Below are 25,565 nucleotides of genomic sequence, written 5' to 3' on the forward strand. Positions count from 1 at the left end.
ACAGCCGGTTCCACAGCGGATGGGGACAAGTCAAAACTGTGACAAAACAGAGATTTGCGGCGGCTATATGTCGCGCTTTGGAGGGAGCCTGGATTTGTTTTCCACAATTTGGCGGAGACGTTGTGAATGCCACAAAACAAATGTGGGAGCGGGCTTGCTCGCGAGTGCGGTGGGTCAGTTTCAGGTGTACTGACTGATCCACTGCATTCGCGAGCAAGCCCGCTCCCACAGGGGGGCTGCGCCAACCTTTAGATTAGTGCCCGCCGAGGTAGGCGTTGCGCACTTCCTCATTCACCAGCAATTCCTTACCGGTGCCTGTCAGGCGAATCTCGCCGTTAACCATCACATACGCGCGGTCCGACAGGCGCAGCGCGTGGTTGGCGTTCTGCTCCACCAGGAAGATGGTCATCCCGGTGGATGCCAGCTCACGCAGGGTGGAAAAGATCTGCTTCACCACAATCGGCGCCAGGCCCAGGCTCGGTTCGTCGAGCAGCAACAGCTTGGGCCGGCTCATCAGCGCGCGGGCGATGGCGAGCATTTGCTGCTCGCCGCCGGACATGGTCATGGCGCGTTGATTACGTCGTTCCTTGAGCCGTGGGAACAGCTCGAACATGCGTTGCATGTCTTCCTGGGCAAACTTGTCGCCAATGGGGATGGTGCCCATCAACAGGTTTTCCTCGACGGTCATGTCGGGGAATACCCGCCGCCCTTCCGGTGACTGCGCAATACCGTTGGAAGCGATGTAGTGCGACGATTTGTGGGTAATGTCGACACCGTTGTAGAGAATCTGGCCCGACTCGGCCCGTGGCTGGCCGAAGATCGACATCAGCAGCGTGGATTTGCCCGCGCCGTTGGAGCCGATCAGGCTGACGGTTTCGCCTTCGTTGATATGCAGCGAGACTTTTTTCAGGGCCTGGATCGGGCCGTAGTACACGTCCAGGTCCTTCATTTCGAGGATAGGTGCACTCATACCAGCTCCTCTTCGTCGGCGCCCAGATAGGCGGCAATCACTTTCGGGTCGTTGCGGATCGCGTCCGGCCCGCCCTCGGCGATCACGTTGCCGTGGTCCAGTACCACGATGTGGTCGGAAATACTCATCACCATGCCCATGTCGTGTTCGATCAGCACCACCGTCAGGTCGTGTTCGTCGCGCAGCAGGCGAATCATCGCGCTGAGGGCTTCGGTTTCCTGAGGGTTGAGGCCCGCAGCAGGTTCATCCAGGCAGATGATCTGCGGCCGGGTGCACATGGCGCGGGCGATCTCCAGGCGGCGCTGCTGGCCGTAGGAGAGCTCACCGGCCAGGCGGTTGGCGCAGTCGACCAGGTCCACCACTTCCAGCCAGTAGAAGGCGTGATCGAGGGCATCGCTTTCGGCCTTGCGGTAGCCCTTGGTGTTGAGGATACCCGCGAGCATGTTGCGGTTGACCCACATGTGCTGGGCCACCAGCAGGTTTTCCACCACTGACATTTCCTTGAACAGGCGAATGTTCTGGAACGTCCGCGCCAACCCGGCGCGGTTCACCCAGTGGGTGCCGCCGAACATCTTGTAGAACACCCGGCTGAAGAAGCGTTTGGGCGACACAAAGTCGGTGGGCTGGAAACGTTCACCGAGCAACTGGATCACGTTGGTCCGCTTGCCGCGAATGTTCAGTTCGATCTTGCCGCCGCTGGCTTTGTAGAAGCCGGTGAGGCAGTTGAACACCGTGGTCTTGCCGGCGCCGTTGGGGCCGATCAGGGCGAAGATCGAGTTGCGTTCGACCTTGAGACTCACATCGCTCAAGGCCTTGATGCCACCGAAGTGCATCATCAAATGTTCCACGGAGAGCACGACTTCCTTGCTCATGGCGCCACTCCTTTACGTGGGGTCACACCGGTACGGCTGATCCGAATCAAGCCGCGCGGTCGCCAGATCATCATCACCACCATCAACACGCCAAATAGCAGCACGCGGTATTCGGAGAAGCTGCGCAGCAGTTCCGGTGCGACGGTCAATACAAACGCCGCGATCACCACGCCGACCGTCGAGCCCATGCCGCCCAGTACCACGATGGCGAGGATCAGCGCCGACTCGAAGAAGGTGAACGACGACGGGTTGACGAAGCCCTGGTAGCTGGCAAAAAACACCCCGGCCAGACCGGCGGTGGAGGCACCGATGGTGAACGCCGAAAGCTTGACCAATACGTGGTTCAGGCCCATGGAACGGCAGGCGATTTCATCTTCGCGCAAGGCTTCCCAGGCGCGGCCGACCGGCATGCGGGTCAGGCGATGTTTGATGTACAGCACGGCCAGCACCACCAGGAAAAGCACGATGTAGATGAACAGGAATTTGATGTTGGGGTTGTAGTCGATGCCGAAGAACTCATGGAAAGGTATCCCGCCATCCTTGGCGCGCTTGCCGAACTCCAGGCCGAGGAAGGTCGGCGATGGCACCGGCATGCCGTTGGGCCCACCGGTAAACGACAGCCAGTTGTTGAGCACCAGGCGGATGATTTCACCAAAGCCCAGGGTCACGATGGCCAGGTAGTCACCGTGCATTCGCAACACCGGGAACCCGAGTATGCATCCCGCTAACGCCGCCGCGATGGCCGCCAGTGGCAGCACCGTCCAGAAGCCCAGGCCGAGGTATTGATAACCCAATGCCAGGCCGTAGGCACCGATGGCGTAGAACGCCACGTAACCCAGGTCGAGCAGGCCCGCCAGGCCGACCACAATATTGAGGCCCAGGCCAAGCAACACATAGATCAGCCCGAGGATCACCACCGTGAGCAGGTACTTGTTGGCGAAGATCGGGAACACGATGGCAATCACGATCAGTGCCGGGATGATCCAGCGCAGCCGCGACTTGTAGTCCGGCGCCAGTACGTGCACGCCGGAGCCGGTGCTCTCGAAGCCCTGCAGGATCTTCACGCCCTTGGGGGTTTGCAGGAACAGGCTCATGGCAAAGCGGCCGACCATCACGATGGCCACCAGCAGGGCCACGCGGGCCGGTTCCAGGTTGAAGCTGTAGCCGTCGAGGACCACGCCGACGATCGGACCGAACACGACCAGTGAAATCAGCCCGGCGAGGACTGTATCGACCACACTTTTCTTGATATCGATGGGTTTGGCAGCAGACATGTTTACACCTTCGCCACAAGTGGGCGACCAAGCAGGCCCTGGGGACGGAAAATCAGAATCACCACCAGCAGGGAGAAACTGAACACGTCTTTGTAGTCAGAGTTGATCAACCCCGAAAACAACGACTCGGAGATACCGAGGATGATCCCGCCCAACATCGCCCCAGGCAGGGAGCCAATGCCGCCGAGTACCGCCGCGGTGAACGCCTTGATGCCGATGATGAAGCCGGCATAGAAGTCGAAGGTGCCGTAGTTGAGGGTGATCAGCACGCCGGCCAAGGCAGCCATGGCGGCGCCGATGACGAACACATAGGAGATCACCCGGTCGGTGTTGATGCCGAGGATCGATGCCATCTTGCGGTCTTGCTGGGTAGCGCGGCACATGCGGCCGAGCTTGGTGTATTTGATGACATAAGTGAGCAACGCCATGCCGGCAAACGCCGCCACAAGGATGAACACCTTGGTATAGGTGAGCTGGACGAACCCGCTGCCGATGTCGACACGCCAGGCCCCGGCCAGCAGGGTAGGAATACCCTGTTGCTTGGCGCCCTGGGCGATCTGCGCGTAGTTCTGCAGGATCAGCGAGATACCGATGGCGCTGATCAGCGGTGCCAGTCGGGTGGAGTTGCGCAGCGGTTTGTAGGCGACACGCTCGATGACCCAACCGTAAACGCCGGTGACGACCACGGTGAAGATCAAGGTGCCGAGAATGAGCAGCGGGAAGGATTCGATGCCGAAGTAAGCCAGCAGTGCCAGACTGATCGCCGCGAGGTAAGCGGAAATCATATAAACCTCGCCGTGGGCGAAGTTGATCATGCCAATGATGCCATAGACCATTGTGTAGCCGATGGCGATCAGGCCATAGACCGACCCGAGGGTCAGGCCGTTGACCAGTTGCTGCAGGAAAATACCATCCATAACGCAATCTCACGCGGTGAGCACCTGCACACCGGAGGGTGTGCGGCGCTTCTGGAGGAAAAAACAGATATTCATCACGACACCACTCCCCTCCGGGAGCGGGCTTGGGTGGGGGCTGGCTTGCCTGCGATGTACACGCCTCGGTACTTCAGCGCTACAGAGGTGATGCAATCGAAGGCAAGCCAGCGCCCACACAAACCCTGCTCCCACAGGGTCTTTGGGTGATTAGTCTTACTTCTGCTTTTCCAGCTGGTGGTATTTGCCGTCTTTATCCCACTGGTAAACCACGTAGTCGGAGATTTTCAGGTCGCCCTTGGAATCCCAGGCTTTTTCGCCCATGACGGTTTTTACCGGGTGAGCCTTGAGCCACTTGGCGGCATCTTCGCCCTTGTTGGACTTGGCACCGTTGAAGCCGGCGGCCAGGGCCTGGACCGAGGCGTAGGCGTACAGGGTGTAGCCTTCCGGCTCGGTGCCGTTTTTACGGAACTCTTCCACCACCGCTTTGCTGTCTGGCAGCAGGCGCGGGTCGGCGCCAAAGGTCATGTACACGCCGTCGACGTATTGCGCGCCGCCAGCAGTGGCAACCAGTTCGTCGGTCACTACGCCGTCATCGGACATGAACTTGACGTCTTTCAAACCGGCTTCACGGATCTGGCGAACCAGTGGACCGGCTTCCGGGTGCAGGCCGCCGAAGTACACAACGTCAGCACCGGTGGAGCGGATCTTGGTGACCAAGGCGCTGAAGTCTTTCTCGCCACGGGTCAGGCCTTCTTCCAGCACCGGCTTGACGCCGCGCTTGGTCAACTGGGCTGCGGTGGCATCGGCCAGGCCTTTGCCGTAGGTGTCCTTGTCGTTGATGACGGCGACTTTCTTGCCCTTGAGCACGTCGACGATGTAGTCGCCGGCAACGATGCCTTGCTGGTCGTCACGCCCGCACATACGGAACATGGCCCCCAGGCCGCGCTCGGTCACTTGTGGGTTGGTGGAGCCTGGGGTGATGGCGATGATGCCGGCTTCGTCATACACCTCGGAGGCCGGGATGGTGTTGGAGGAGCAGAAGTGCCCGACCACGCCGATCACTTTGTCCTGGTCGGCCAGGCGGTTGGCAACAGCGACGGCCTGCTTGGGTTCGCAAGCATCGTCACCGGCCACCAGCACGATTTTCTCGCCGTTGATGCCGCCGGCCTTGTTGATCACATCGGCTGCCGCCTGGGCACCCTTCATGTACTGCTCACCGAAAGCGGCGTTGGCACCGGTCATCGGCCCCGCGACGCCGATCTTCACATCAGCTTGAACAAACGTAGAAACACCCAGCGCCGCTGCAACGGCGAGGGCCAGAAAACCTTTCTTGTAAAACGTCTGGGACATGAGTGGTGCTCCGATATTTTTGATTTTTGGCACGACAGCTTGCATTCAAACCTTTCACTGAAAGCCCAGAGCAAGGCGCGTGCCATTACGTTTTTATTCTTCAAAAAGACACGGTGTCATTGTTATTGCAGGTGTTTCGGCTCCATTCGCCAGGACGTGCAACCCTCTAGCACCTAAAGGTGCAACCAATGGATCCAAACAGTACAACCGCGACAGGTCGCACCTGCAACCAGGCCTATAAACGACAGTTCCTATCGCTGTAACAAACGGCGTAACGGAACTGCACATTTACAGTGCGTGATTGCTACGACTTGCACCAATACAGATTAGTAGCCTGCTAAGAAAATGCGGGCTTCTGAGCGGTATTTCGCTGATCAGATCACGATCCTCAGGCATTGGCCCGCGTGATACAGCGAAAATCCAGCCTCATACAGACAGCTACGCAAGCCCACCCCCGCCAGGGGTTGCATCGGCGCGAAGGGAATCGGCAGCGCCTGGGGATTCTGGTGACATAAATAGTCGGCAAACGCCTTGCCGACCACGCTGCCGGTGGTCACGCCGCGGCCGTTATATCCCGTAACGGCCACAAGGCCGGGCGCCGGCTCGAACAGGCGCATCAAGTGGTCCGGGGTGAAGGCGATGCAGCCAGTCCAGGTGTACTCCCACTGCACCGATTTGAGGTAGGGGAAGTAGTGCTGCTGCACCCGATCGGCCCACGCCTTGAGGAACCACGTCGGTTTCTGGCTGCCATTGCCCAGGCTGCCGAGCAACAGACGACCGTCGGCATCGCGGCGGATGCTGCTCAAGACCTGGCGCGTGTCCCAGGAACCTTGACCACCCGGCAGGATTTGGCTGGCCGCGTCGTCCGTCAGCGGGGCCGACGCGACCTGGTAGTAATAACCGGGGAAAAAATTGCGCCGCAGTTCGGTCCACTCGCCTTCGGTGTAGGCGTTGGAGGCAATCACCACCTGTGCAGCCTGCACTGAACCCTGCGCGGTTTGCACCGACCAGTGCGCGCCCTGGCGTTCCAGCTGGGTGACAGGAGAATGGTCGAACAACTGCCCGCCCAGACCGACCGCCGCGTTGGCCAAACCACTGGTGTAGGCCATCGGGTTCAGGGTACCGGCACGCCGATCCAGCAAGGCGGCGGCGATCCTTTTGGTACCGGTGGCCTGCTCGCAGGCCTGGCCGGTGAGTAACTCCACCGGCGCGCCACGGCGCTTCCATTGTTCTTCACGGCTGCGCAAATCCGCCTCGCCACGGGCGTTGTGCGCCATGTGCAAGGTGCCTTCGCGGCGTAATTGGCAATCGATGTTGTATTTGTCGATCAGGCTGAACACCAGGGACGGTGCCGCACCCAGCATGCGATTGAGCTGGCTGCCCACCGCTTCGCCGAAACCGGCTTCGATTTCGTCCGGCGGGATCCACATACCGGCGTTGACCAGTCCCACATTGCGCCCCGAACCACCATGGCCGGTGCGATGGGCCTCCAGCACAGCGACGCTTTTACCTTGCTCCAGCAAATGCGTGGCCGCCGACAAACCGGTTATTCCGGCGCCGATCACGCACACATCCACCTTGACCTCGCCCTTGAGCGCGGCACGGTCCGGCCGGCTGGGGGTGAGGTGTTCCCACAAACATGTTTCGCGCAGTGCCATTGCCAGACTCCGATGAGACCTAACAAACAACTAAATTCAGTGTCGACTGGGTAATCCAATCAAATGTGGGAGCGGGCTTGCTCGCGAATGCGGTGGATCAGCTGTAAATCTATTGACTGACACCCTGCATTCGCGAGCAAGCCCACTCCCACATTTTCAACCGCGTTTCGTCAGTGGTTTAGTCGAAGGTAATGCCCTGGGCCAGCGGCAATTCCAGCGAGTAGTTCACGGTGTTGGTCTGGCGACGCATGTACCCGCGCCACGCATCCGAACCCGACTCACGCCCGCCACCGGTCTCTTTCTCACCGCCAAACGCACCGCCGATTTCCGCGCCGCTCGGGCCGATGTTGACGTTGGCGATACCGCAGTCGCTGCCCACAGCTGACATGAACTGCTCAGCCTCCCGCACATCGGTGGTGAAGATGCACGACGACAGGCCTTGAGGCACGGCGTTGTTCAGGCGCAGGGCTTCGTTGAAGTCGCTGTAGCCGATCACATAGAGGATCGGGGCGAAGGTCTCGGTACACACCACATCACTTTGCTCGGGCATTTCCACAATGGCCGGCGACACGTAATAGGCATTGGGGAATTGGTCTTCCAACTGGCGCTTGCCGCCGAACACCTTGCCGCCTTCGCTCAAGGCTTGCTCCAGGGCGTCCTGCATGTTGTCGAAGCCGTGCTTGTCGATCAGCGGGCCGATCAGGTTGCCCTCCAGCGGGTGGCCGATGCGCACCTTGGAATAGGCGGCCTTGAGACGGGTGACGATTTCGGCCTTCACCGACTCATGGGCGATCAGCCGACGCAGGGTGGTGCAGCGTTGACCAGCAGTGCCGACGGCGCTGAACAGAATGGCGCGCACGGCCATGTCCAGGTCGGCGCTTGGGCCGAGAATCATCGCGTTGTTGCCACCCAACTCCAGGATGCTGCGGGCAAAGCGTGCGGCGACTTTCGGCGCCACTTCACGGCCCATGCGCGTGCTGCCGGTGGCGCTGATCAGGGCGACGCGTGGGTCGTCCACCAGTGCGGCCCCTGCATCGCGGCCACCGATAATCACTTGGCTCAAGTACTCAGGGGCGCCGTCGAATTTCTTCAGCACGCGCTCGAACAACGCCTGGCAGGCCAAAGCCGTGAGCGGGGTCTTTTCCGAGGGTTTCCAGATCACGGCGTTGCCGCATACCAGCGCCAGGGTGGTGTTCCACGCCCACACCGCGACCGGGAAGTTGAACGCACTGATCACACCAACCACGCCCAGCGGATGCCAGGTTTCACGCATATGGTGGCCTGGGCGTTCGGAGGCGATGGTCAAGCCGTACAACTGACGCGACAGGCCAACGGCGAAGTCGCAGATATCGATCATTTCCTGGACTTCACCCAGGCCTTCCTGGGTGATCTTGCCGGCTTCCCACGACACCAATTCGCCCAGGTCGGCCTTGTATTCGCGCAACACGTCACCGAACTGGCGCACCAACTCGCCACGACGCGGGGCCGGCACTTTGCGCCAGGCCTCGAATGCATGCTCCGCGCGACTGACCTGTTGCTCCACCTCGGCGGCACCTTCCCAGTGCACGCTGCCGATACGGCTGCCATCGATCGGCGAATGCACGGGCTGCTTGCCCGACTGGTACAGCGCCGGGTTTACCCCGAGACGATCAAGCAATGCGGCAACCATGGGTCACTCCTTCACACTAAAAACAGAAAAATTGCGCCGCGGCCCGCACGACGATCCAGACCTTATTTGTAGCTGGCCCAAGACTTGCCAACAAACGACGATTAGGCGAGATATCATTCCGTTTATTCATGCAAAAAATAAAAAGAGGCGTGCCGTGCTGAACAAAAGACATTTGCCCTCGATCACCGCCCTGCAGTGCTTCGAAGCCGCCACCCGCCACCTGAGCTTCACCCGCGCCGCCGAGGAACTGAACCTCACGCAGAGCGCGGTGAGCAAGCAGGTGGCGCAATTGGAAGAGTTGCTGCAGCATCTGCTGTTCCGTCGCGTGCGCCGGCGCTTGCAGATGACCCCGGCCGGCGACCTGTACCTGGTGGAAGTGCGCAAGATCCTCACCCAGGTGGAGATGTCTACCCATTACCTGCGCTCCTACGGCGGCGAAACCGAAGTGCTGCGGGTGTCCACGCCCTACACCTTCGGCGCACGCTGGCTGGTGCCGCGCCTCAAGGGCTGGCGGCTGCGCCATCCGCAGATCCACCTCGACCTGTGCAACGAGCAGGAGCCGGACGAACTGCTGCAAGGCAAGGCCGACATGGCCTTCTACTTCGGCCAGGGTTCACGCCCCGGCACCGAGAGCCTGAAGCTGTTCAGCGAAGAACTTGTACCGGTGTGCGCGCCGGAGAGCTTGCCCGCACAGCCGTTCACCGACCCCACACAGCTGAGCAACCTGGTGCTGCTGCAAAACGCCTCGCGCCCCCAAGGCTGGCATGACTGGTTCGCCAGCCAGGGCTACCAGACCGAGCACAGCTATCACGGGCCGCGTTTCGACACCTTTTATATGTGCATCCGTGCAGCGCAGGTCGGCTGTGGCGTGGCGCTGTTGCCGCGATTCCTGGTGGAAGAGGAACTGGCCGACGGCAAGCTGGTGATCCCCTGGCAGCATGCGATGCCGAGTGAGGACGCGTATTACCTGGCCTACCCGGAGCATTCGGCGGAGGTGCCCAAGGTGCGCGAGTTCGTAAAGTGGATGATGGAGCAGGTGCTTTAGCGCCTGGAAAATCGCCACCCCAGGCAAGCCACCTCCCCCAGTTTGGCATGCGTTTCAAATGTGGGAGCTGGCTTGCCTGCGATGGCGCCAGTGGCTTCACCGAAAAAATCACTGGCAAAACCCCACAGGTCTATGCGCCACTAGCCCCCTTCCTTAATTGTGCGTAAAGGCCGGCGACCATCGCCGACCCGTCTGGAGATTCCCGTTATGAGCGAGAGTGTGTTTGCCGATCGCATCGTGCAGAACTTGCTCGACACCGACTTCTACAAGCTGACCATGATGCAGGCGGTGCTGCACAACTACCCCAACGTGGAAGTTGAATGGGAGTTTCGTTGCCGTAACAGCGAAGACCTGCGTCCCTATCTGGCAGAGATCCGCTACCAGATCGAACGCCTCGCCGAGTTGAGCCTGAGCCCCGACCAATTGGGTTTCCTGGAGCGCATCAGCTTCATGAAGCCGGACTTCCTGCGCTTCCTCGGGCTGTTTCGTTTCAACCTGCGTTACGTGCAGACCGGTATCGAAAACGGCGAATTATTCATTCGTCTGCGCGGGCCATGGCTGCATGTGATCCTGTTTGAAGTGCCGATGCTGGCCATCGTCAGCGAAGTGCGTAACCGCTACCGCTACCAGACCGTGGTCCTCGAACAGGCTCGCGAACAGCTGTACCGCAAATTCGACTGGCTGACCGCCAATGCCAGCAGTGACGAGTTGTCGGAGCTGCAAGTGGCAGACTTCGGCACGCGTCGGCGCTTCTCGTACCGCGTGCAGGAAGAAGTGGTCAGCGTACTCAAGCACGACTTCCCCGGCCGTTTCGTCGGCACCAGCAACGTGCACCTGGCCCGCGAACTGGACATGAAGCCACTGGGCACCATGGCCCACGAATGGATCATGGCCCACCAGCAACTGGGCCCCCGCCTGATCGACAGCCAGATCGCCGCGCTCGACTGCTGGGTCCGCGAATACCGTGGCCTGCTGGGTATCGCCCTGACCGACTGCATCACCACCGATGCGTTCCTGGGCGACTTCGACCTGTACTTCGCCAAGCTGTTTGACGGCCTGCGCCATGACTCCGGCGACCCCGTGCAATGGGCGGAAAAAGCCATCGCCCATTACCACAAGCTCGGCATCGAGCCGATGAGCAAGACGTTGGTATTCTCCGACAGCCTTTCACTGCCAAAAGCGCTGGAGATATTCCGGGCGCTGCGTGGTCGCATTAACGTGAGCTTTGGCATCGGCACCAACCTGACGTGCGACATTCCAGGTGTGGAACCGATGAGCATCGTGCTTAAAATGACCGCCTGCAATGGCCAGCCCGTCGCGAAGATCTCCGATGAAGCGGGCAAGACACATTGCACCGACCCGAATTTCGTCGCCTATTTGCGTCATGTTTTCAAAGTACCTGCCATCTCTAGCAAGGAGTGAATCATGCAAGCCGTACAGCGTGAGATTGCTGAACAGCTCAAGGTCCAAGCGCCGTTCAACGACCAGGCCGCCCTTGAGGCCGAGGTTGCCCGCCGCGTGACCTTTATCCAGGACTGCCTGCGAAATTCCGGGCTCAAGACGTTGGTGCTGGGCATCAGCGGTGGCGTCGATTCCCTGACCGCAGGCCTCTTGGCTCAACGTGCGATGAAAGAGCTGCGGGAATATACCGGTGATGAGGCTTACCGCTTTATCGCGGTGCGCCTGCCCTACGAAACACAGTTTGACGAAATCGATGCCACGGCCTCGGTGGACTTCATCGAGCCGGACGAGCGCCACACCGTGAACATCGGTCCGGCGGTCAAGGCCCTGGCCAATGAAGTGGCCGCGTTTGAAGGCAAGGCGGCGGTGTCCCGGGATTTCGTGCTGGGCAACACCAAGGCGCGCATGCGCATGGTGGCGCAGTACACCATCGCCGGCGCGGCCGGTGGCCTGGTGATCGGCACCGACCATGCAGCGGAAGCGGTGATGGGCTTTTTCACCAAGTTCGGTGACGGCGCGTGCGACCTGGCGCCGTTGAGCGGGCTGGTGAAAAACCAGGTGCGTGCGATTGCGCGGCACTTTGGTGCGCCGGAATCGTTGGTGGAGAAAGTCCCGACAGCCGACCTGGAAGACCTGTCACCCGGCAAGCCGGACGAAGCGTCACATGGCGTGACCTATGCCGAGATCGATGCATTCCTGCACGGCGAGCCGGTGCGTGAGGAAGCGTTCAGGATTATCTGCGACACGTACCGCAAGACCGAGCACAAGCGGGTCATGCCGTTTGCGCCGTGAAGTGAACCCGATAGGTTTGTACTGATTTTCAGACCGCTTTCGCGAGCAAGCCCGCTCCCACACTTGACCGATTTCCAACATGGGAACGCGGTCGAATGTGGGAGCGGGCTTGCTCGCGAAGAACGATAACGCGGTCTTACTTGACGGTCACAGTGCCTTTCATCATCGAGATGTGGCCTGGGAACGAGCAGAAGAACGCGTAGTCAGTCCCGGCGGCCAGCTTCGACACGTCGAAGGTCACCGAGTCTTTCTCACCGGCACCAATGATCTTGGTGTGGGCGATGATGCGGTCGTCACCGGGTTTCAGGTAATCCTTGTCGATGCCGGCGGCCATGCCGTCGGTGGCAACCGGCTGCATGTTGGCCGCGCTGGTCAGCACCCAGTTGTGGCCCATGACGTTTTTCGGCAGGTTGCCGGAGTGAGTCAGCTCAACGGTGAATGTCTTGCAGCTCTTGTCGATTTCAATGGCTTTGGTGTTAAAGGACATTTGGTCGGTGGAGTCGACAGTGACCTTGCACTCTGCAGCAAGCAACTGGCCGCTCGCCAGAGTCAGCAGGGAAACAGCAACGAGTTTGGCAAACATGTGAATCTCCAAGGCAGGGTTTAGAAAACGCGAATTGCGACAAGGGTGCCTGAAGCAGGCAGGAATTCTTATGATCTGAATCAACAGATTGTATACAACTTTAGGCTATCAGACTTATCAACACAATCTACCAGCCAAAGTACTGCTACCTGCCTATGATCGGCTCATCACCCATCGGAGTCCGAGCCATGCGCCTCGACCAACTGTTCAACGGCCTATTGGCCGCCTACGCCTGCGGTAAGTGAAGGCCAAGCGCACCCTGAAGCTGCTACCATGTCGTCCCAAGGCAGCTGCGCGCCGCCACCCTCACCTTCGACCTTAGAGGATCGCCCATGGCCAAACCTAATTACTCCTTCGCCAAACGTCAGAGAGACTTGGCCAAGGAGCAGAAGAAAGAGGAAAAACTGCAACGCAAGAAAGCCGCTGCAGAAGAAGAGGCCAATGGGCTGAACGCCGATGTTGATGGTAAAGAAACGAGCGAAGAGACCGAAACACCAAAAGATCCGGCTGAATAAATTCCTTTGTGCTGAGCCGGCCCGCCCGGCTCGACACAATCAAGCGTTATTCCAGCGGCATCACCGTCACCCGCACCTCCGGGTCGTGGCTCCCTCCCCCCAGAATTACCCCTCGCAACGGCGACACATCAGAAAAATCCCGGCCCCAGGCCAGGGTGATGTGCTCCAGTGCCGGCTGCACATTGTTCGTCGGATCAAAATCCACCCAGCCTGATACCGGGCAATACACCGAGACCCACGCGTGGGATGCATCGGCGCCGATCAGCCGTGGCTGGCCGGGCGGTGGCTGGGTGAGCAGATAACCGCTGATATAGCGCGCCGCCAGGCCCCGCGAGCGCAGGCAGGCAAGCATCAAGTGGGCGAAGTCCTGGCACACGCCACGGCGGCGCTCCAACACTTCGACAAGCGGCGTGGCGACTTGGGTGGCTTCGGCATCAAAGGTGAATTCGCTGAAGATCTTTTCCATCAGCGCCTGTACGCCCAGCAGCAACGGTTTGCCAGCGGGGAAACAGCTCTCGGAGAATTCGACGAAGGTTTTCTTCAAGTGCACGTAGGGCGATTCGAAGCGGTAGCGACAGGCTTCAATCAGCTCATCGGACATAGCCTGGCTGCTGTAGGTCAGGCTGTCACGGGTCTGGTCCCAGGCGGGTGATTGCTGGAAATCCAGCGCCGGCCGCGCCAGTACTTCCACGGTCAGCCCGGCGTTCACCAGCAATTCATCATGGGGCCGCTCGAATGCCAGCCGAGTGATAGGGTTGCCGAACACGTCCAGCTCGTCGCGGCGCGAGGTCGGTTCCGGGCTGATATCCAGTTGCTGCGAGCTGCAGCGCTGCCAGGCGCACGGTCGTGGCCACAGGTGCGCCAGCTGCTGGGCCAGGGACACCGGGCTGTCATAGTGGTAATGGGTATCGTGGAAAATCTGGTAGCGCGCACTCATCACACCGACACCGTTTGCTGGCTGACATCATCCACATGGGCAAAGTGACGCAAGGCCAGGCGGTCCGACACTTGCCCACTCTCATCGGCCACCGCTTGCAGCAGGTCGGCCAGGCCGTCCAACGCCGCACGCACGCTGGATTCACCAAACAGCGGGTTCTCCAGGCAGCCCAGGTCGAATCGCGCCAGGCGCTCCACCAATGGGCCCAGGCCGGTTTCCCGCGGCACACCAAAGTCATCGTTGAGGCGTCGCAGGGTGCGACTCACCAGCTTGAGCTGGAACAACACCGCGTGGGGGTTCTGCTCGTCGAGCAGCAGCAAGTCGAGTACCGGGATCAACTGCGGCACCGCCAGGTAGCGGGAGCGGTAGGTGATGCTGCTGTTGCCCAACTCCAGCAACCACTCCAACCCAGCCTGATCAAATACCGCCACGCCACGCAGAAAGGCTGCCAGGCTACTGCTAAGAAATTGCAGGCGCTCGATGCGCCGGCCCATCATCAAAAAGCGCCAGCCTTCGTCACGGGTCATATCGTCCAGGGCAAACCCGGACAGCGCCGCCAGGGACATTACCAGGCGGTTGAGGAAATCCAGCAACTCGCCAAAATCCGGTGATTCGCTTTCCAGCTCCAGGGCTTCACGTTGCAGCTCCACCAAGGCCTGCCAGTTTTCCCTGGACAGCTTGCCGCGCACCTGCGATGCCGCCCACTGCAAGCGTTGCAAGTTGGCACGCAGGCTCGATGGCCAGTCATCACCGAGCAGCGCCGCCAGCAGGCGTTCGGGCAATTCGCCCTCCTCCGGCAGCAGCCGCAGGCTTTCGCCCAGCTCAACGGCCGCCTGCAAGGCCAGCGGGTCGTCGCCATCCACATAACGCGCCAGCACGATACGCAGCCAGCGCGCGCTGTCGTCACAGCGTTCGCAGTAACGGCCGAACCAGAACAGGTTTTCCACCACGCGGGAAGGTAGATAAGGATCGCGGCGCACCAGGTCATGGGCGCCAATCGCGCGCTGTGCACGCCAGTGTTCGCCACCGGCGGCGCGTTCGCCGAGCACCCAGGTGTCCTTGCTGGCGCCGCCGCGCTGCATCGACACCACTTCGGCGTCGGCTTCGGCCGCCACCCGCGTCAGGCCGCCAGGCAGCACGCGGTAACCCTCGGCACTGGCCACGGCGTACACACGCATGCCGATGGCGCGGTGTTGCAGGTGGTCGTCCACGGTGTGCCACACCGGCGCTTGGGACAGTTGCGCCAACTCTTGGGCGACATAGGCGTAAGGCCGCGCACGCATACGTTCGGCCAGGGCCTGGCGCTGTTCGTCATTGAGGTCACGGCCGAACACCGGCGCGAAACTCTGGGACGGGAATGCGGGCTTGATCAACAGCTCCGGCATTTTTTCCAGCGCTTCGGCCAGCACCGGCGCTTCACCGCACCACCAGGTGGCGATGGACGGCAGGATCAGCGCTTCACCAAACAGGAACTCGTTGATCTTCGGCAAGAAGCCCAGCAAGCCGGGGGATTCCAGCACGCCGCTGCCCAGGGCATTGGCCACCAGCACGTTGCCTTGGCGCACGGCATCCAGCAATCCAGGTACGCCGAGGGCCGAATCGGTGCGCAGCTCCAGCGGGTCGCAGAAGTCATCGTCCAGACGACGCATGATCGCGTGCACCCGGCGCAGGCCGCTGAGGGTTTTCAGGAACACCGTGCTGTCGCGCACGGTAAGGTCGCCGCCCTCCACCAACGGGTAGCCAAGCTGGCGCGCGAGGTAGAGGTGTTCGAAGTAACTTTCGTTGAACCGGCCGGGCGTAAGCAGCACGATCAGCGGCGGCTGGTCATCACCAGGCGCCTGGCGGGCAAGGGTTTCCTGCAAGGTGCGGAAGAAACCGGTGAGGTGCTGCACCTGCAGGTCACGGTAAAGATCCGGAAAGGCCCGGGACACGATGGTGCGGTTTTCCAGCGCATAACCGGCACCCGACGGCGCCTGGGTACGATCGGCAGTGACCCACCAGCGGCCATCCGGTGTGCGCGCCAGGTCCACGGCGTACAGGTGCAGGAAAGCGCCGTCCGGTGGCTGGATGCCCTGGCACGGCCACAGGAAATTGTTATGCCCGAATACCAGCTCCGCCGGCAGCAAACCTTCCTTGATCAGGCGCTGCGGGCCGTACAGGTCCGCCAACACGGCATTGAGCAGGCGCGCACGCTGGGCAATACCGGCCGACAGGTGCTGCCACTCATCAGCGGCCAACACATGGGGCAGCAAATCCAGCTCCCACGGGCGATCCGCGCCCTTGGGATCGGCGTAGACGTTGTAGGTCACGCCGTTTTCCTGGATCTGCCGGGTCAACAGCGCCTGGCGTTGGGCCAGTTGCGCGGGTGTGCTGCGTTGCAGGTGGTCCAGCAGGCGCCGCCAATGGGCACGCACCGAACCGCTGTCGTCCAGCAGTTCGTGATAAGTGCCCGCGGTCAGCGGGTAACGGTCGAGCAAGTCGGACATGGAACGCTCGGCAGAGGCAAGGGGGCTCAGATTAACTCAAATTACGGCAATCTAATGTGGGAGCGGGCTTGCTCGCGAATGCGGTGGGCCAGTCAATACATGTATCGGCTGATGGACCACATTCGCGAGCAAGCCCGCTCCCACATTTTAACTGCATTTAGTCGTTCTTATTGGGGAAACGCCGGAGATCCAGGGTCATGGGCAACTCATCGTTCACCACTACCGTCGGCACCGGAAGCTTGCCTGGTGTGTGCCCCAGCCGGAAAAACCGTGCCATGCGCCGGCTCTCTGCCTCGTTGGCATTCACCGGCAAGCTGTCGTAATTGCGCCCGCCCGGATGGGCGACGTGATACTGGCAGCCGCCCAGCGAACGCTGCATCCAGGTATCCAGCAGATCGAACACCAGCGGCGCGTGCACCGCGATGGTCGGTTGCAGGCAGTTGGCCGGTTGCCAGGCGCGGTAACGCACGCCAGCGACGAACTCACCGACACGCCCGGTGGCTTGCAGCGGCACCGGGATGCCGTTGCAGGTCAGCAGGTAGCGCTGCGGTGGCAGCCCGGTCAACTTGACTTGCAGGCGCTCCAGAGAGGAGTCCACATACCGCACCGTACCGCCCACCGCGCCCTCCTCGCCCAGTACGTGCCAGGGCTCCAGGGCCTGGCGCAGCTCCAGCTCGATCCCGTTGACGGCGTAGTCACCGACTTTGGGGAAACGGAACGCCAGGTGCGCGGCAAACCACTCGGCGCGCAGCGGATAACCGGCGGCGTTGAGTTCGACGATTACGTCGGCAAAGTCTTGCTCGATGAAATGCGGCAGCAGGAAACGGTCGTGCAACTCAGTGCCCCAGCGTGCCAGCTTCGGCGGCGCGTAGGGTTCGCGCCAGAAGCGTGCCACCAAGGCGCGCAGCAGCAATTGCTGAGTCAGGCTCATGCGTGCATGGGGCGGCATTTCAAACGCGCGCAATTCCAGCAAGCCTAGGCGGCCCGTGGCGCCGTCCGGTGAGTAGAGTTTGTCGATGCAGAACTCGGCGCGGTGGGTGTTGCCGGTCACGTCGATCAGCAGGTTTCGCAGCAGACGGTCCACCAACCAGGGCGGGCATTCCTCGCCGGGCGAAGGCATTTGCGCAAAGGCGATTTCCAGCTCGTACAACGCGTCGTTGCGCGCCTCGTCCACCCGTGGTGCCTGGGAGGTCGGGCCGATGAACAGACCGGAAAACAGGTAGGACAACGAAGGATGGTTATGCCAGTAGCTGATCAGGCTACGCAGCAAATCGGGTCGGCGCAGGAACGGTGAGTCCTTGGGCGTCGCGCCGCCCAGCACAAAGTGGTTACCGCCGCCGGTGCCCGTATGGCGCCCGTCGATCATGAATTTTTCGGTGGTCAAACGCGTTTGCCGCGCCTCTTCATAGAGGAATTCGGTGCGTTCTACCAATTCGTCCCAGGTGGCGGAGGGCTGCACGTTGACCTCAATCACGCCCGGGTCCGGCGTGATGCGGAAGTTGCTCAGGCGCGTGTCGGCTGGCGGCTCATAGCCTTCGAGCAATACCGGACAATGCAGTTCCTCGGCAGAGGCTTCGATGGCTGCCACCAGTTCCAGATAGTCTTCAACGCGCTCCAGGGGCGGCATGAACAGATAGAGGCGCCCTTCCCGTGCTTCGGCGCACAGGGCGGTGCGAGTCAGCCAGTCCGCGGACTCGTCCACCTTGGGCACGCGCTCATCACTCGGCGCGGGCTCACCGTGGCGTTGCAGCTGCGCACTGGATGGCAGCTCCGGCTGATCCTGATTAGGATCAGTCGGATGCACAAACGGGTACTCTGCCGCCGTCACCCAAGGCTGCGAGGCCAATGGCAGGCGATATCCCAGCGGCGAATCCCCCGGCACTAGTCGGCAGTGGTTATCGCGCAGATACCAGCGCCCACTTTGCCAGCGGTCATTAGCCGCCGTGCGCGCCAGCGGCAGCACCTGGCCGATGACTTTATCCAGGCCCTGGTTGAACACTTTGCGCAGGCGCTCGCGCTCCAGGTCGTCACTCAGGCGCGGGTCCTGGGCGTTGACGTTTTGCGGCAGCGCACCCTCGCGCCACAGGTAGTAGAAATTGTCTTCGAAGGCTGGAAACACGAAACGCGCCGGCAGCTTCAGACGCTCGGCGACACTGGCCAGGAACCGCCCGGCCAGCGCACCGTCCGCGCCATAATCCTCTTGTTCATCGGCAATCAGCGCGCTGTTGTGCCAGATCGGCACACCGTCACGGCGCCAGTAGCAGTTGAGCGACCAACGCGGCAATTGCTCGCCGGGGTACCACTTGCCCTGGCCGAAGTGCACCAAACCCTTGGGCGCATAGTGCTTGCGCATGCGCTGGAACAGCTCGGCGGATAACCGGCGCTTGTCCGGGCCAAGGGCGGCAGTGTTCCATTCGGCGCCGTCGGGATCGTCGATGGAGACGAAAGTCGGTTCGCCGCCCATGGTCAGGCGTACATCGTTTTTGAGCAGGTCGCCATCGATCTGACGGCCCAAGGCCTGGATCGCCAGCCATTGCTCTTCGGTGTAGGGCTTGGTGACGCGCGGCGCTTCCCAAATCCGCTCTACCGACATCTCGTGAGTGAATTCGCACTCACACGGTTCCACCAACCCACTGATCGGTGCCGCCGAAGATGGATCGGGACTACAGGCCAATGGTATGTGGCCCTCACCAGCAAACAGCCCGGAGGTGGCGTCCAGGCCGATCCAGCCGGCGCCGGGCAGATACACTTCGCACCAGGCATGCAGGTCGGTGAAGTCCACCTCGGTACCGGACGGGCCATCGAGCGCTTTGACGTCGGCGGTCAATTGGATCAAGTAGCCGGACACAAATCGTGCGGCCAAGCCGAGGTTGCGCAACAACTGCACCAGCAGCCAGGCCGAATCGCGACAGGAGCCGGAGGCGTTCTCCAGGGTGAACTCCGGGGTTTGCACACCCGGCTCCATGCGGATCAGGTAGCCGATATCGGCCGCCAGGCGTTGATTGAGGCCCACCAGAAAGTCCACGGCAGGCAGCGGCGTGCGGTCTATTCCGGCCAGGTAGGCGGCAAACCTCGGCGTCAGCGGCAAGGTTTCCAGGTACGGCGCCAGTTCGCGCTGCTCATCGGCGGCGTAGCTGAAGGGGATGTTTTCGGCGTAGGGTTCGAGGAAAAAGTCGAACGGGTTGAATACCGCCATCTCGGCGACCAGGTCGACTTCGATGCGTAGCTCGTCGGTCTTTTCCGGAAACACCAACCGCGCCAGGTAATTGCCCTGGGGGTCTTGCTGCCAGTTGATGAAATGCTGCTCGGGCAGCACTTTCAGCGCGTAGGACAAAATCCGCGTGCGGCTATGGGCCGCCGGGCGCAAACGCACAATCTGCGGGCCGAGTTCGACCGCGCGGTCGTAGCGGTAATGCGTAACGTGGTGCAACGCGACATGAATCGACACGGCGGCCTCCTGCGAGCCAGGGCATGGGAACAAAGCGCGCAAGACTTATGCCAGAGCGGCGGTCATTGCGCTTTATCGTAAGACCCGGTGCAGTACAGCACCAAAACGGCGCCAACGTACGGGCCACGGTGCAAGAGCCGCACACATTTGTGGCGCCAGTATGAGGATGGGTGGTGAATCTACTCAATCAACGGGTTTTGCGCCTTGCGATTGCGGCTTGGCGCAGGTGGCGTATCTCGAACAGTTTTTTGCGCATTTCGCGGTGGCGTTTGCTGTTGAGCAGCAGTAACCCCAACAGCGGAAAGAGTACAGCCGAGCCATAGACCAGCATGTTGAGATCGTATTGCATCATTGGCAGTACGAACAACAGACAAACGCCCAAGTAAGCCGCCACCAGCCGCGTAGCCCAGGGATAGCCGCGGGCGATCATGACGTTGCCAAAGACCAGCACCGCCACCAGTACCAATATTGCGCCTATTGAATAGTTGGCCTTGAGCGCGGGATCAAGGCCGCGCAAATAGGTCACGCCAGCCATGGAAACCGCAGCGGAGCCGGAGAAGATCGCCATGAAAATCGTCCCCATGAATACGGGGAAATAGCGCGCGAGGAAACTGCCCATCTCGGGGAAGCCGTTCATTCCGTCAAGTCCTCGTACAGGCCAATGGCGATGGTCTCGGCAGTGCCTACGTGGCCCGTTCTATGGCTGCCCCAGATACCCAAGAGCCCGCCCAGGGCATCCTTGAGTTGGGTCAGGGTGGCATGACGGATCTCCGTGGAACTGTAGCTCTTTGTCATCTTGCCGGCGCGCTGCTGCAATTTGAGTAGCTTGGGCGTCAGGCTTGGGTCCCTGAGGCTAAGCAGTTCCCTGGTCAACTTCTTGCGTTCCTGGCGGCTCAGGCCCTTGAGCAGTTCATACCAACTCTTGCCCAATGCTGCGGCCTTGTTGGCCTTGAGCAGCCTGACGGTAGTCAACGCACCCGTGCCAATGCCCACCAAAGAGGCCGCATCGAGGATAGGTGAAACGGCGCCGTACCATTCGGCGTCGTCCATACGGTCATTGGCATCAGGATCAAGCACTTCGTTATACGTACGCGCCACACCAAACCCACATTGCGCGCTGCTGGCCAGCGCCGCCGTGATACCAATGCCAACCACGAATGCACTGGCACCGGCCGTGAACGGTACGGCGACACTGCCGCTGAACACCACAATCCAACCGATTACCGCCGCACCACAGGAAAGGCCCATATCAAACGCCTCTTTTTGAAGGCGTCCTTCCCGAGGATCGGTCTTCACTTGTTCCACAAACTGCGCAGGCGAAATGTACTTCTGCGCCTCGCGCAAAATAATGCGCTTGGGCCTGATGCTGCAGATAGGCTTGAACTCGCGCAGGGTGATCACGTTGAAATCGGCATCGATATACACGACACCCGCGCCGACAATGCCGGGGTCGGCGTCGATGGCCGCGAACAGGCGCGGCAGGTTGATCTGGCTTTCGATGCGCTGGCGCGCCATGAATTGGGAGCGGTTGGAATCCATGCCGATATTGAGCAGGGGGTTGCTCATAAGTGTTCTTCCTTGAAAGGGGTGGTGGCCGTGCGCGCCACCTTAACAAACAGCCTACCCACCGGCTAGAAAGCAAAACGCCAGCACAAGGCTGGCGTTTTGCATGTTCAGGCTGCGATCAACGCGGCACGACCGGCTTGCGCGCAGGCTTGCCGCCCTTGCCCTTGGCCGCATCGGCGCGCTCCTTGGCGGCCTGCTTGTTGCGCGCCTGGGCCGCGGCCTTGGCTTGCTCACGCTTGTCCCACGGGTTGCTGCCGTCGCTACCACGTGGCGGCAGCCCGGTGTGCTGGGTGAGGATCTTGGTGGTGGTTTCCTTGGCGACCTTATGGCTGCCGGCTGGCGTCGAGTTCTTGCGACGCGCGCTCTGGTAGCTGTCGGTAGCCGGCTGGTGCAGCGGGATCAGTTGGTCCTTGCCCGGTCCGATCAGGTCGGCGCGGCCCATGCGGGTCAACGCTTCACGCAGCATCGGCCAGCCTTTCGGATCGTGGTAACGCAGGAAGGCCTTGTGCAAGCGGCGCTGTTCCTCGCTCTTGACGATGGTCACCGCGTCACTCTTGTAGGTGACCTTGCGCAACGGGTTCTTGCCTGAGTGGTACATCGCGGTGGCGGTGGCCATCGGCGACGGGTAGAACGCCTGCACCTGGTCGGCACGGAAGCCGTTGCCCTTGAGCCACAGGGCGAGGTTCATCATGTCCTCATCGGTGGTGCCGGGGTGGGCGGCGATGAAGTAAGGAATCAGGTACTGCTCCTTGCCCGCTTCCTTGGTGTACTTCTCGAACATGCGCTTGAACTTGTCATAGCTGCCAATGCCCGGCTTCATCATCTGGTTGAGCGGACCTTCCTCGGTGTGTTCCGGGGCGATCTTGAGGTAGCCACCCACGTGGTGGGTAACCAGCTCTTTCACATATTCCGGCGACTCAACAGCCAAGTCATAGCGCAGGCCGGAGGCGATCAGGATCTTCTTCACACCCGGCAATGCACGAGCGCTGCGGTAGAGCTGGATCAACGACGAGTGATCGGTGTTCAGGTTCGGGCAGATACCCGGGAACACACACGACGGCTTGCGGCACGCGGATTCGATTTCCGGGCTCTTGCAGGCGATGCGGTACATGTTCGCGGTCGGGCCACCGAGGTCGGAGATCACGCCGGTGAAGCCTGGGACCTTGTCGCGGATCTCTTCGATCTCGCGGATGATCGACTCTTCGGAACGGTTCTGGATGATGCGACCTTCGTGCTCGGTAATGGAGCAGAAGGTGCAGCCGCCAAAGCAGCCACGCATGATGTTCACCGAGAAACGAATCATGTCGTAGGCCGGGATCTTTTCCTTGCCATACGCCGGGTGCGGAACACGTGCGTAAGGCATGCCGAACACGTAGTCCATTTCTTCGGTAGTCATCGGGATGGGCGGCGGGTTGAACCACACGTCCACTTCACCGTGCTTCTGCACCAGGGCGCGGGCGTTGCCTGGGTTGGTTTCCAGGTGCAACACGCGGTTGGCGTGGGCGTAGAGCACCGCGTCATTGCGCACTTTTTCCACCGACGGCAGGCGGATCACGGTCTTGTCGCGGGTCATGCGCGGGCTGGCCAGGATCTGTACGACCTTGGCTTCTTCCGGATCATCCTGCGGCCCCTTTTCCTGCTCGATGGCGCAGGCCTGGGTGTCCTGGGTGTTGACGTACGGGTTGATGATCTTGTCGATCTTGCCCGGACGGTCGATCCGCGTGGAGTCGACTTCGTACCAACCCACCGGCGTATCACGACGAATGAACGCGGTGCCGCGCACGTCGGTGATGTCTTCGATCTTGTGCCCCCACGACAGGCGCTGGGCAACTTCGACAATCGCACGCTCGGCGTTGCCGTACAGCAGGATATCGGCGGTGGCATCGATCAGGATCGAGTTGCGCACACGGTCCTGCCAGTAGTCGTAGTGAGCGATGCGGCGCAGGGAGGCTTCGATGCCGCCGAGTACGATCGGCACGTTCTTGTAGGCTTCCTTGCAACGCTGGCTGTACACCAGGCTGGCGCGGTCCGGGCGTTTGCCGGCCATGCCGCCAGGGGTGTAGGCGTCGTCGGAGCGGATTTTCTTGTCGGCGGTGTAGCGGTTGATCATCGAGTCCATGTTGCCGGCCGCGACGCCGAAGAACAGGTTCGGCTCGCCGAGCTTCATGAAGTCGTCTTTGGACTGCCAGTTCGGCTGGGCAATGATCCCGACGCGGAAGCCCTGGGACTCCAGCAGCCGGCCGATGATCGCCATGCCGAACGACGGATGGTCAACGTAGGCATCACCGGTGACGATGATGATGTCGCAGGAATCCCAGCCAAGCTGATCCATCTCCTCCCTGCTCATGGGCAGGAATGGCGCTGGACCGAAACATTCGGCCCAGTACTTGGGATAGTCAAATAACGGCTTGGCTGTTTGCATGACGGTGACCGGTGTTGAGATGGAAAATCGCGGGCGCGGAATATAGCACAAATTTTGACCAATTCCGACGGTAATGGTCGGAATTGAGCAGACGGGTTATTCGTCGTCGTCGAAGTTGTAGCTGCCTGGCGCGAGGTTTTCGAAGCGGGTGTACTTACCGATGAACGCCAGGCGGATAAAGCCGATGGGACCGTTCCGCTGTTTGCCGATAATGATCTCGGCAATGCCCTTGTGCTCGGTCTCGGGGTGATACACCTCGTCGCGGTACACGAACATGATCACGTCGGCGTCCTGCTCGATCGCTCCGGATTCCCGCAAGTCGGAGTTCACCGGGCGCTTGTTGGGACGTTGTTCCAGGGAACGGTTGAGCTGGGACAGCGCCACCACCGGGCAATTGAATTCCTTGGCCAAGGCTTTCAAGGACCGAGAGATCTCGGAAATCTCGTTGGTCCGGCTGTCACCGCTGGAGCCCGGGATCTGCATCAACTGCAAGTAGTCGATCATGATCAGCGCGATGTCGCCGTGTTCACGCACCAGGCGGCGGGTACGTGCACGCATTTCCGAAGGACTGATGCCCGCGGTGTCGTCGATGAACAGCTTGCGGTCATTGAGCAGGTTGACCGCTGAGGTCAGGCGCGGCCAGTCGTCGTCTTCCAGCTGGCCGGAACGCACCTTGGTCTGGTCGATACGCCCCAGGGACGAGAGCATACGCATGATCAGCGACTCACCTGGCATCTCCAGGGAGTAAACCAGGACGGTCTTGTCGCTGCGCAACACGGCGTTTTCCACCAGGTTCATCGCGAAGGTGGTCTTGCCCATGGACGGACGACCGGCGACGATGATCAAGTCGGACGGCTGCAGGCCGCTGGTCTTCTCGTCGAGGTCGGTGTAGCCGGTGGAAATACCGGTGATGGCCGCGTCAGTGTTGAACAGCGTGTCGATACGGTCGATGGCCTTGGTCAACAGCTCGTTGACGCCCACCGGGCCGCCGGTTTTCGGGCGGGCCTCGGCGATCTGGAAGATCTGGCGCTCGGCCTCGTCAAGGATCTCTTCGGCGGTGCGCCCTTCCGGGTTGAAGGCGCTGTCGGCAATCTCGGTGCTGATGCCGATCAGTTGGCGCAACGTGGCCCGCTGGCGAACGATCTGGGCGTAGGCCTTGATGTTGGCGACGGACGGCGTATTTTTCGCCAGCTCACCGAGGTAGCCGAGGCCGCCGACCTGGGAGGTCTGGCCTTCCTTGTCCAGTTGCTCGGCCAAGGTCACCACATCGATAGGTGAGTTCTGGTCGGCCAGCTTAGCGATGGCGCGGAAAATCAGGCGGTGGTCATGGCGATAGAAGTCACCGTCCGAGACTTGATCCAGCACGCGTTCCCAGGCGTTGTTGTCCAGCATCAAACCACCGAGCACAGCCTGTTCGGCCTCGATGGAATGCGGCGGCACCTTCAGGGCAGCGGTTTGCAGATCGTATTGCTCAGGAGCTGAAATATCGTTCATGGCCACTTGGAATTAGGGGTGTGTAGAAAAACAAAAGGCACGACCTGTAAACAGGATCGTGCCCGATGTTAACCGCCTGACACCGGGG

The 25,565-nt window shown here is 61.0% G+C and carries 19 protein-coding genes; 4 read left to right on the top strand and 15 right to left on the bottom strand.

The genetic code is table 11. The annotated features are described in order from the left end of the window. Positions 1 to 253 precede the first annotated feature (253 nt). The 7 genes from BMZ57_RS24150 to amaB form a co-directional block, all read right to left on the bottom strand. Complete coding sequence (locus BMZ57_RS24150; protein ID WP_010213569.1) at positions 254 to 970, bottom strand: ABC transporter ATP-binding protein; 717 nt, start codon at positions 968 to 970, stop codon at positions 254 to 256. Then, positions 967 to 1,842 carry an ABC transporter ATP-binding protein gene (locus BMZ57_RS24155; protein WP_010213571.1) on the bottom strand — a complete coding sequence of 292 codons (876 nt, stop codon included), beginning with the start codon at positions 1,840 to 1,842 and terminating at the stop codon, positions 967 to 969. Before BMZ57_RS24155 ends, BMZ57_RS24150 begins: the two co-directional genes overlap by 4 nt. Then, on the bottom strand, positions 1,839 to 3,116 hold the full coding sequence (livM, locus tag BMZ57_RS24160) for a high-affinity branched-chain amino acid ABC transporter permease LivM (RefSeq protein WP_010213574.1): 1,278 nt from the start codon (positions 3,114 to 3,116) through the stop codon (positions 1,839 to 1,841). Before livM ends, BMZ57_RS24155 begins: the two co-directional genes overlap by 4 nt. Positions 3,117 to 3,118: 2 nt before the next feature. Further along, complete coding sequence (locus BMZ57_RS24165) at positions 3,119 to 4,033, bottom strand: ABC transporter permease subunit (RefSeq protein ID WP_010213575.1); 915 nt, start codon at positions 4,031 to 4,033, stop codon at positions 3,119 to 3,121. A 231-nt stretch (positions 4,034 to 4,264) separates the two neighbouring features. Next, the gene (locus BMZ57_RS24170) at positions 4,265 to 5,401 is read right to left on the bottom strand and encodes a branched-chain amino acid ABC transporter substrate-binding protein (RefSeq protein WP_010213577.1); all 1,137 of its coding nucleotides are present in this window, start codon (positions 5,399 to 5,401) and stop codon (positions 4,265 to 4,267) included. Positions 5,402 to 5,775: 374 nt separating this feature from the next. Continuing rightward, positions 5,776 to 7,059 (bottom strand): L-pipecolate oxidase, encoded by a 1,284-nt coding sequence (amaA, locus tag BMZ57_RS24175; RefSeq protein WP_010213579.1) that lies wholly within the window; start codon positions 7,057 to 7,059, stop codon positions 5,776 to 5,778. Positions 7,060 to 7,237: 178 nt separating this feature from the next. After that, a complete protein-coding gene (gene amaB, locus BMZ57_RS24180; protein ID WP_010213580.1) occupies positions 7,238 to 8,728 on the bottom strand; it encodes an L-piperidine-6-carboxylate dehydrogenase in 1,491 nt (496 codons plus the stop codon). A gap of 154 nt (positions 8,729 to 8,882) precedes the next feature. On the opposite strand from amaB, the gene BMZ57_RS24185 reads away from it, so the two are divergent. The 3 genes from BMZ57_RS24185 (at position 8,883) to nadE (ending at position 12,026) form a co-directional block, all read left to right on the top strand. After that, positions 8,883 to 9,773 carry a LysR family transcriptional regulator gene (locus BMZ57_RS24185; RefSeq protein ID WP_021493238.1) on the top strand — a complete coding sequence of 297 codons (891 nt, stop codon included), beginning with the start codon at positions 8,883 to 8,885 and terminating at the stop codon, positions 9,771 to 9,773. Positions 9,774 to 9,980: 207 nt separating this feature from the next. Beyond that, positions 9,981 to 11,195 (top strand): nicotinate phosphoribosyltransferase, encoded by a 1,215-nt coding sequence (gene pncB, locus BMZ57_RS24190; RefSeq protein ID WP_010213584.1) that lies wholly within the window; start codon positions 9,981 to 9,983, stop codon positions 11,193 to 11,195. A gap of 3 nt (positions 11,196 to 11,198) precedes the next feature. Beyond that, positions 11,199 to 12,026 (top strand): NAD(+) synthase, encoded by an 828-nt coding sequence (nadE, locus tag BMZ57_RS24195; protein ID WP_042570865.1) that lies wholly within the window; start codon positions 11,199 to 11,201, stop codon positions 12,024 to 12,026. Between the two features lie 136 nt (positions 12,027 to 12,162). Here the strand turns inward: nadE and azu are convergent, their stop codons facing one another. Next, positions 12,163 to 12,609: an azurin gene (gene azu / locus BMZ57_RS24200; RefSeq protein ID WP_010213586.1), complete on the bottom strand. Its 447-nt coding sequence runs from the start codon at positions 12,607 to 12,609 to the stop codon at positions 12,163 to 12,165. Between the two features lie 332 nt (positions 12,610 to 12,941). Here azu and BMZ57_RS24205 point away from each other — a divergent pair, with 332 nt between their 5' ends. Further along, positions 12,942 to 13,124: a hypothetical protein gene (locus BMZ57_RS24205; protein WP_010213587.1), complete on the top strand. Its 183-nt coding sequence runs from the start codon at positions 12,942 to 12,944 to the stop codon at positions 13,122 to 13,124. Positions 13,125 to 13,170: 46 nt separating this feature from the next. Here the strand turns inward: BMZ57_RS24205 and BMZ57_RS24210 are convergent, their stop codons facing one another. From BMZ57_RS24210 to dnaB, 7 genes are all read right to left on the bottom strand, one after another. Beyond that, a complete protein-coding gene (locus BMZ57_RS24210; protein ID WP_010213588.1) occupies positions 13,171 to 14,061 on the bottom strand; it encodes a transglutaminase family protein in 891 nt (296 codons plus the stop codon). Further along, positions 14,061 to 16,547, bottom strand: a complete 2,487-nt coding sequence (locus BMZ57_RS24215) for a circularly permuted type 2 ATP-grasp protein (protein ID WP_010213590.1) — start codon at positions 16,545 to 16,547, stop codon at positions 14,061 to 14,063. Before BMZ57_RS24215 ends, BMZ57_RS24210 begins: the two co-directional genes overlap by 1 nt. 157 nt (positions 16,548 to 16,704) lie before the next feature. Then, a complete protein-coding gene (locus tag BMZ57_RS24220) occupies positions 16,705 to 19,995 on the bottom strand; it encodes a transglutaminase family protein (RefSeq protein ID WP_069672802.1) in 3,291 nt (1,096 codons plus the stop codon). 187 nt (positions 19,996 to 20,182) lie between these two features. Then, positions 20,183 to 20,632, bottom strand: a complete 450-nt coding sequence (locus tag BMZ57_RS24225; RefSeq protein ID WP_010213594.1) for a hypothetical protein — start codon at positions 20,630 to 20,632, stop codon at positions 20,183 to 20,185. After that, on the bottom strand, positions 20,629 to 21,561 hold the full coding sequence (gene ssp4, locus BMZ57_RS24230; protein ID WP_021493241.1) for an Ssp4 family T6SS effector: 933 nt from the start codon (positions 21,559 to 21,561) through the stop codon (positions 20,629 to 20,631). The genes BMZ57_RS24225 and ssp4 overlap by 4 nt, the downstream gene beginning before the upstream one ends. A gap of 118 nt (positions 21,562 to 21,679) precedes the next feature. Beyond that, positions 21,680 to 23,983 carry a YgiQ family radical SAM protein gene (locus BMZ57_RS24235; protein WP_010213596.1) on the bottom strand — a complete coding sequence of 768 codons (2,304 nt, stop codon included), beginning with the start codon at positions 23,981 to 23,983 and terminating at the stop codon, positions 21,680 to 21,682. Between the two features lie 96 nt (positions 23,984 to 24,079). Continuing rightward, positions 24,080 to 25,477 (bottom strand): replicative DNA helicase, encoded by a 1,398-nt coding sequence (dnaB, locus tag BMZ57_RS24240; RefSeq protein ID WP_010213597.1) that lies wholly within the window; start codon positions 25,475 to 25,477, stop codon positions 24,080 to 24,082. Positions 25,478 to 25,565: the final 88 nt, after the last annotated feature.

Source organism: Pseudomonas simiae (assembly GCF_900111895.1).
Taxonomy (GTDB): domain Bacteria; phylum Pseudomonadota; class Gammaproteobacteria; order Pseudomonadales; family Pseudomonadaceae; genus Aquipseudomonas; species Aquipseudomonas simiae.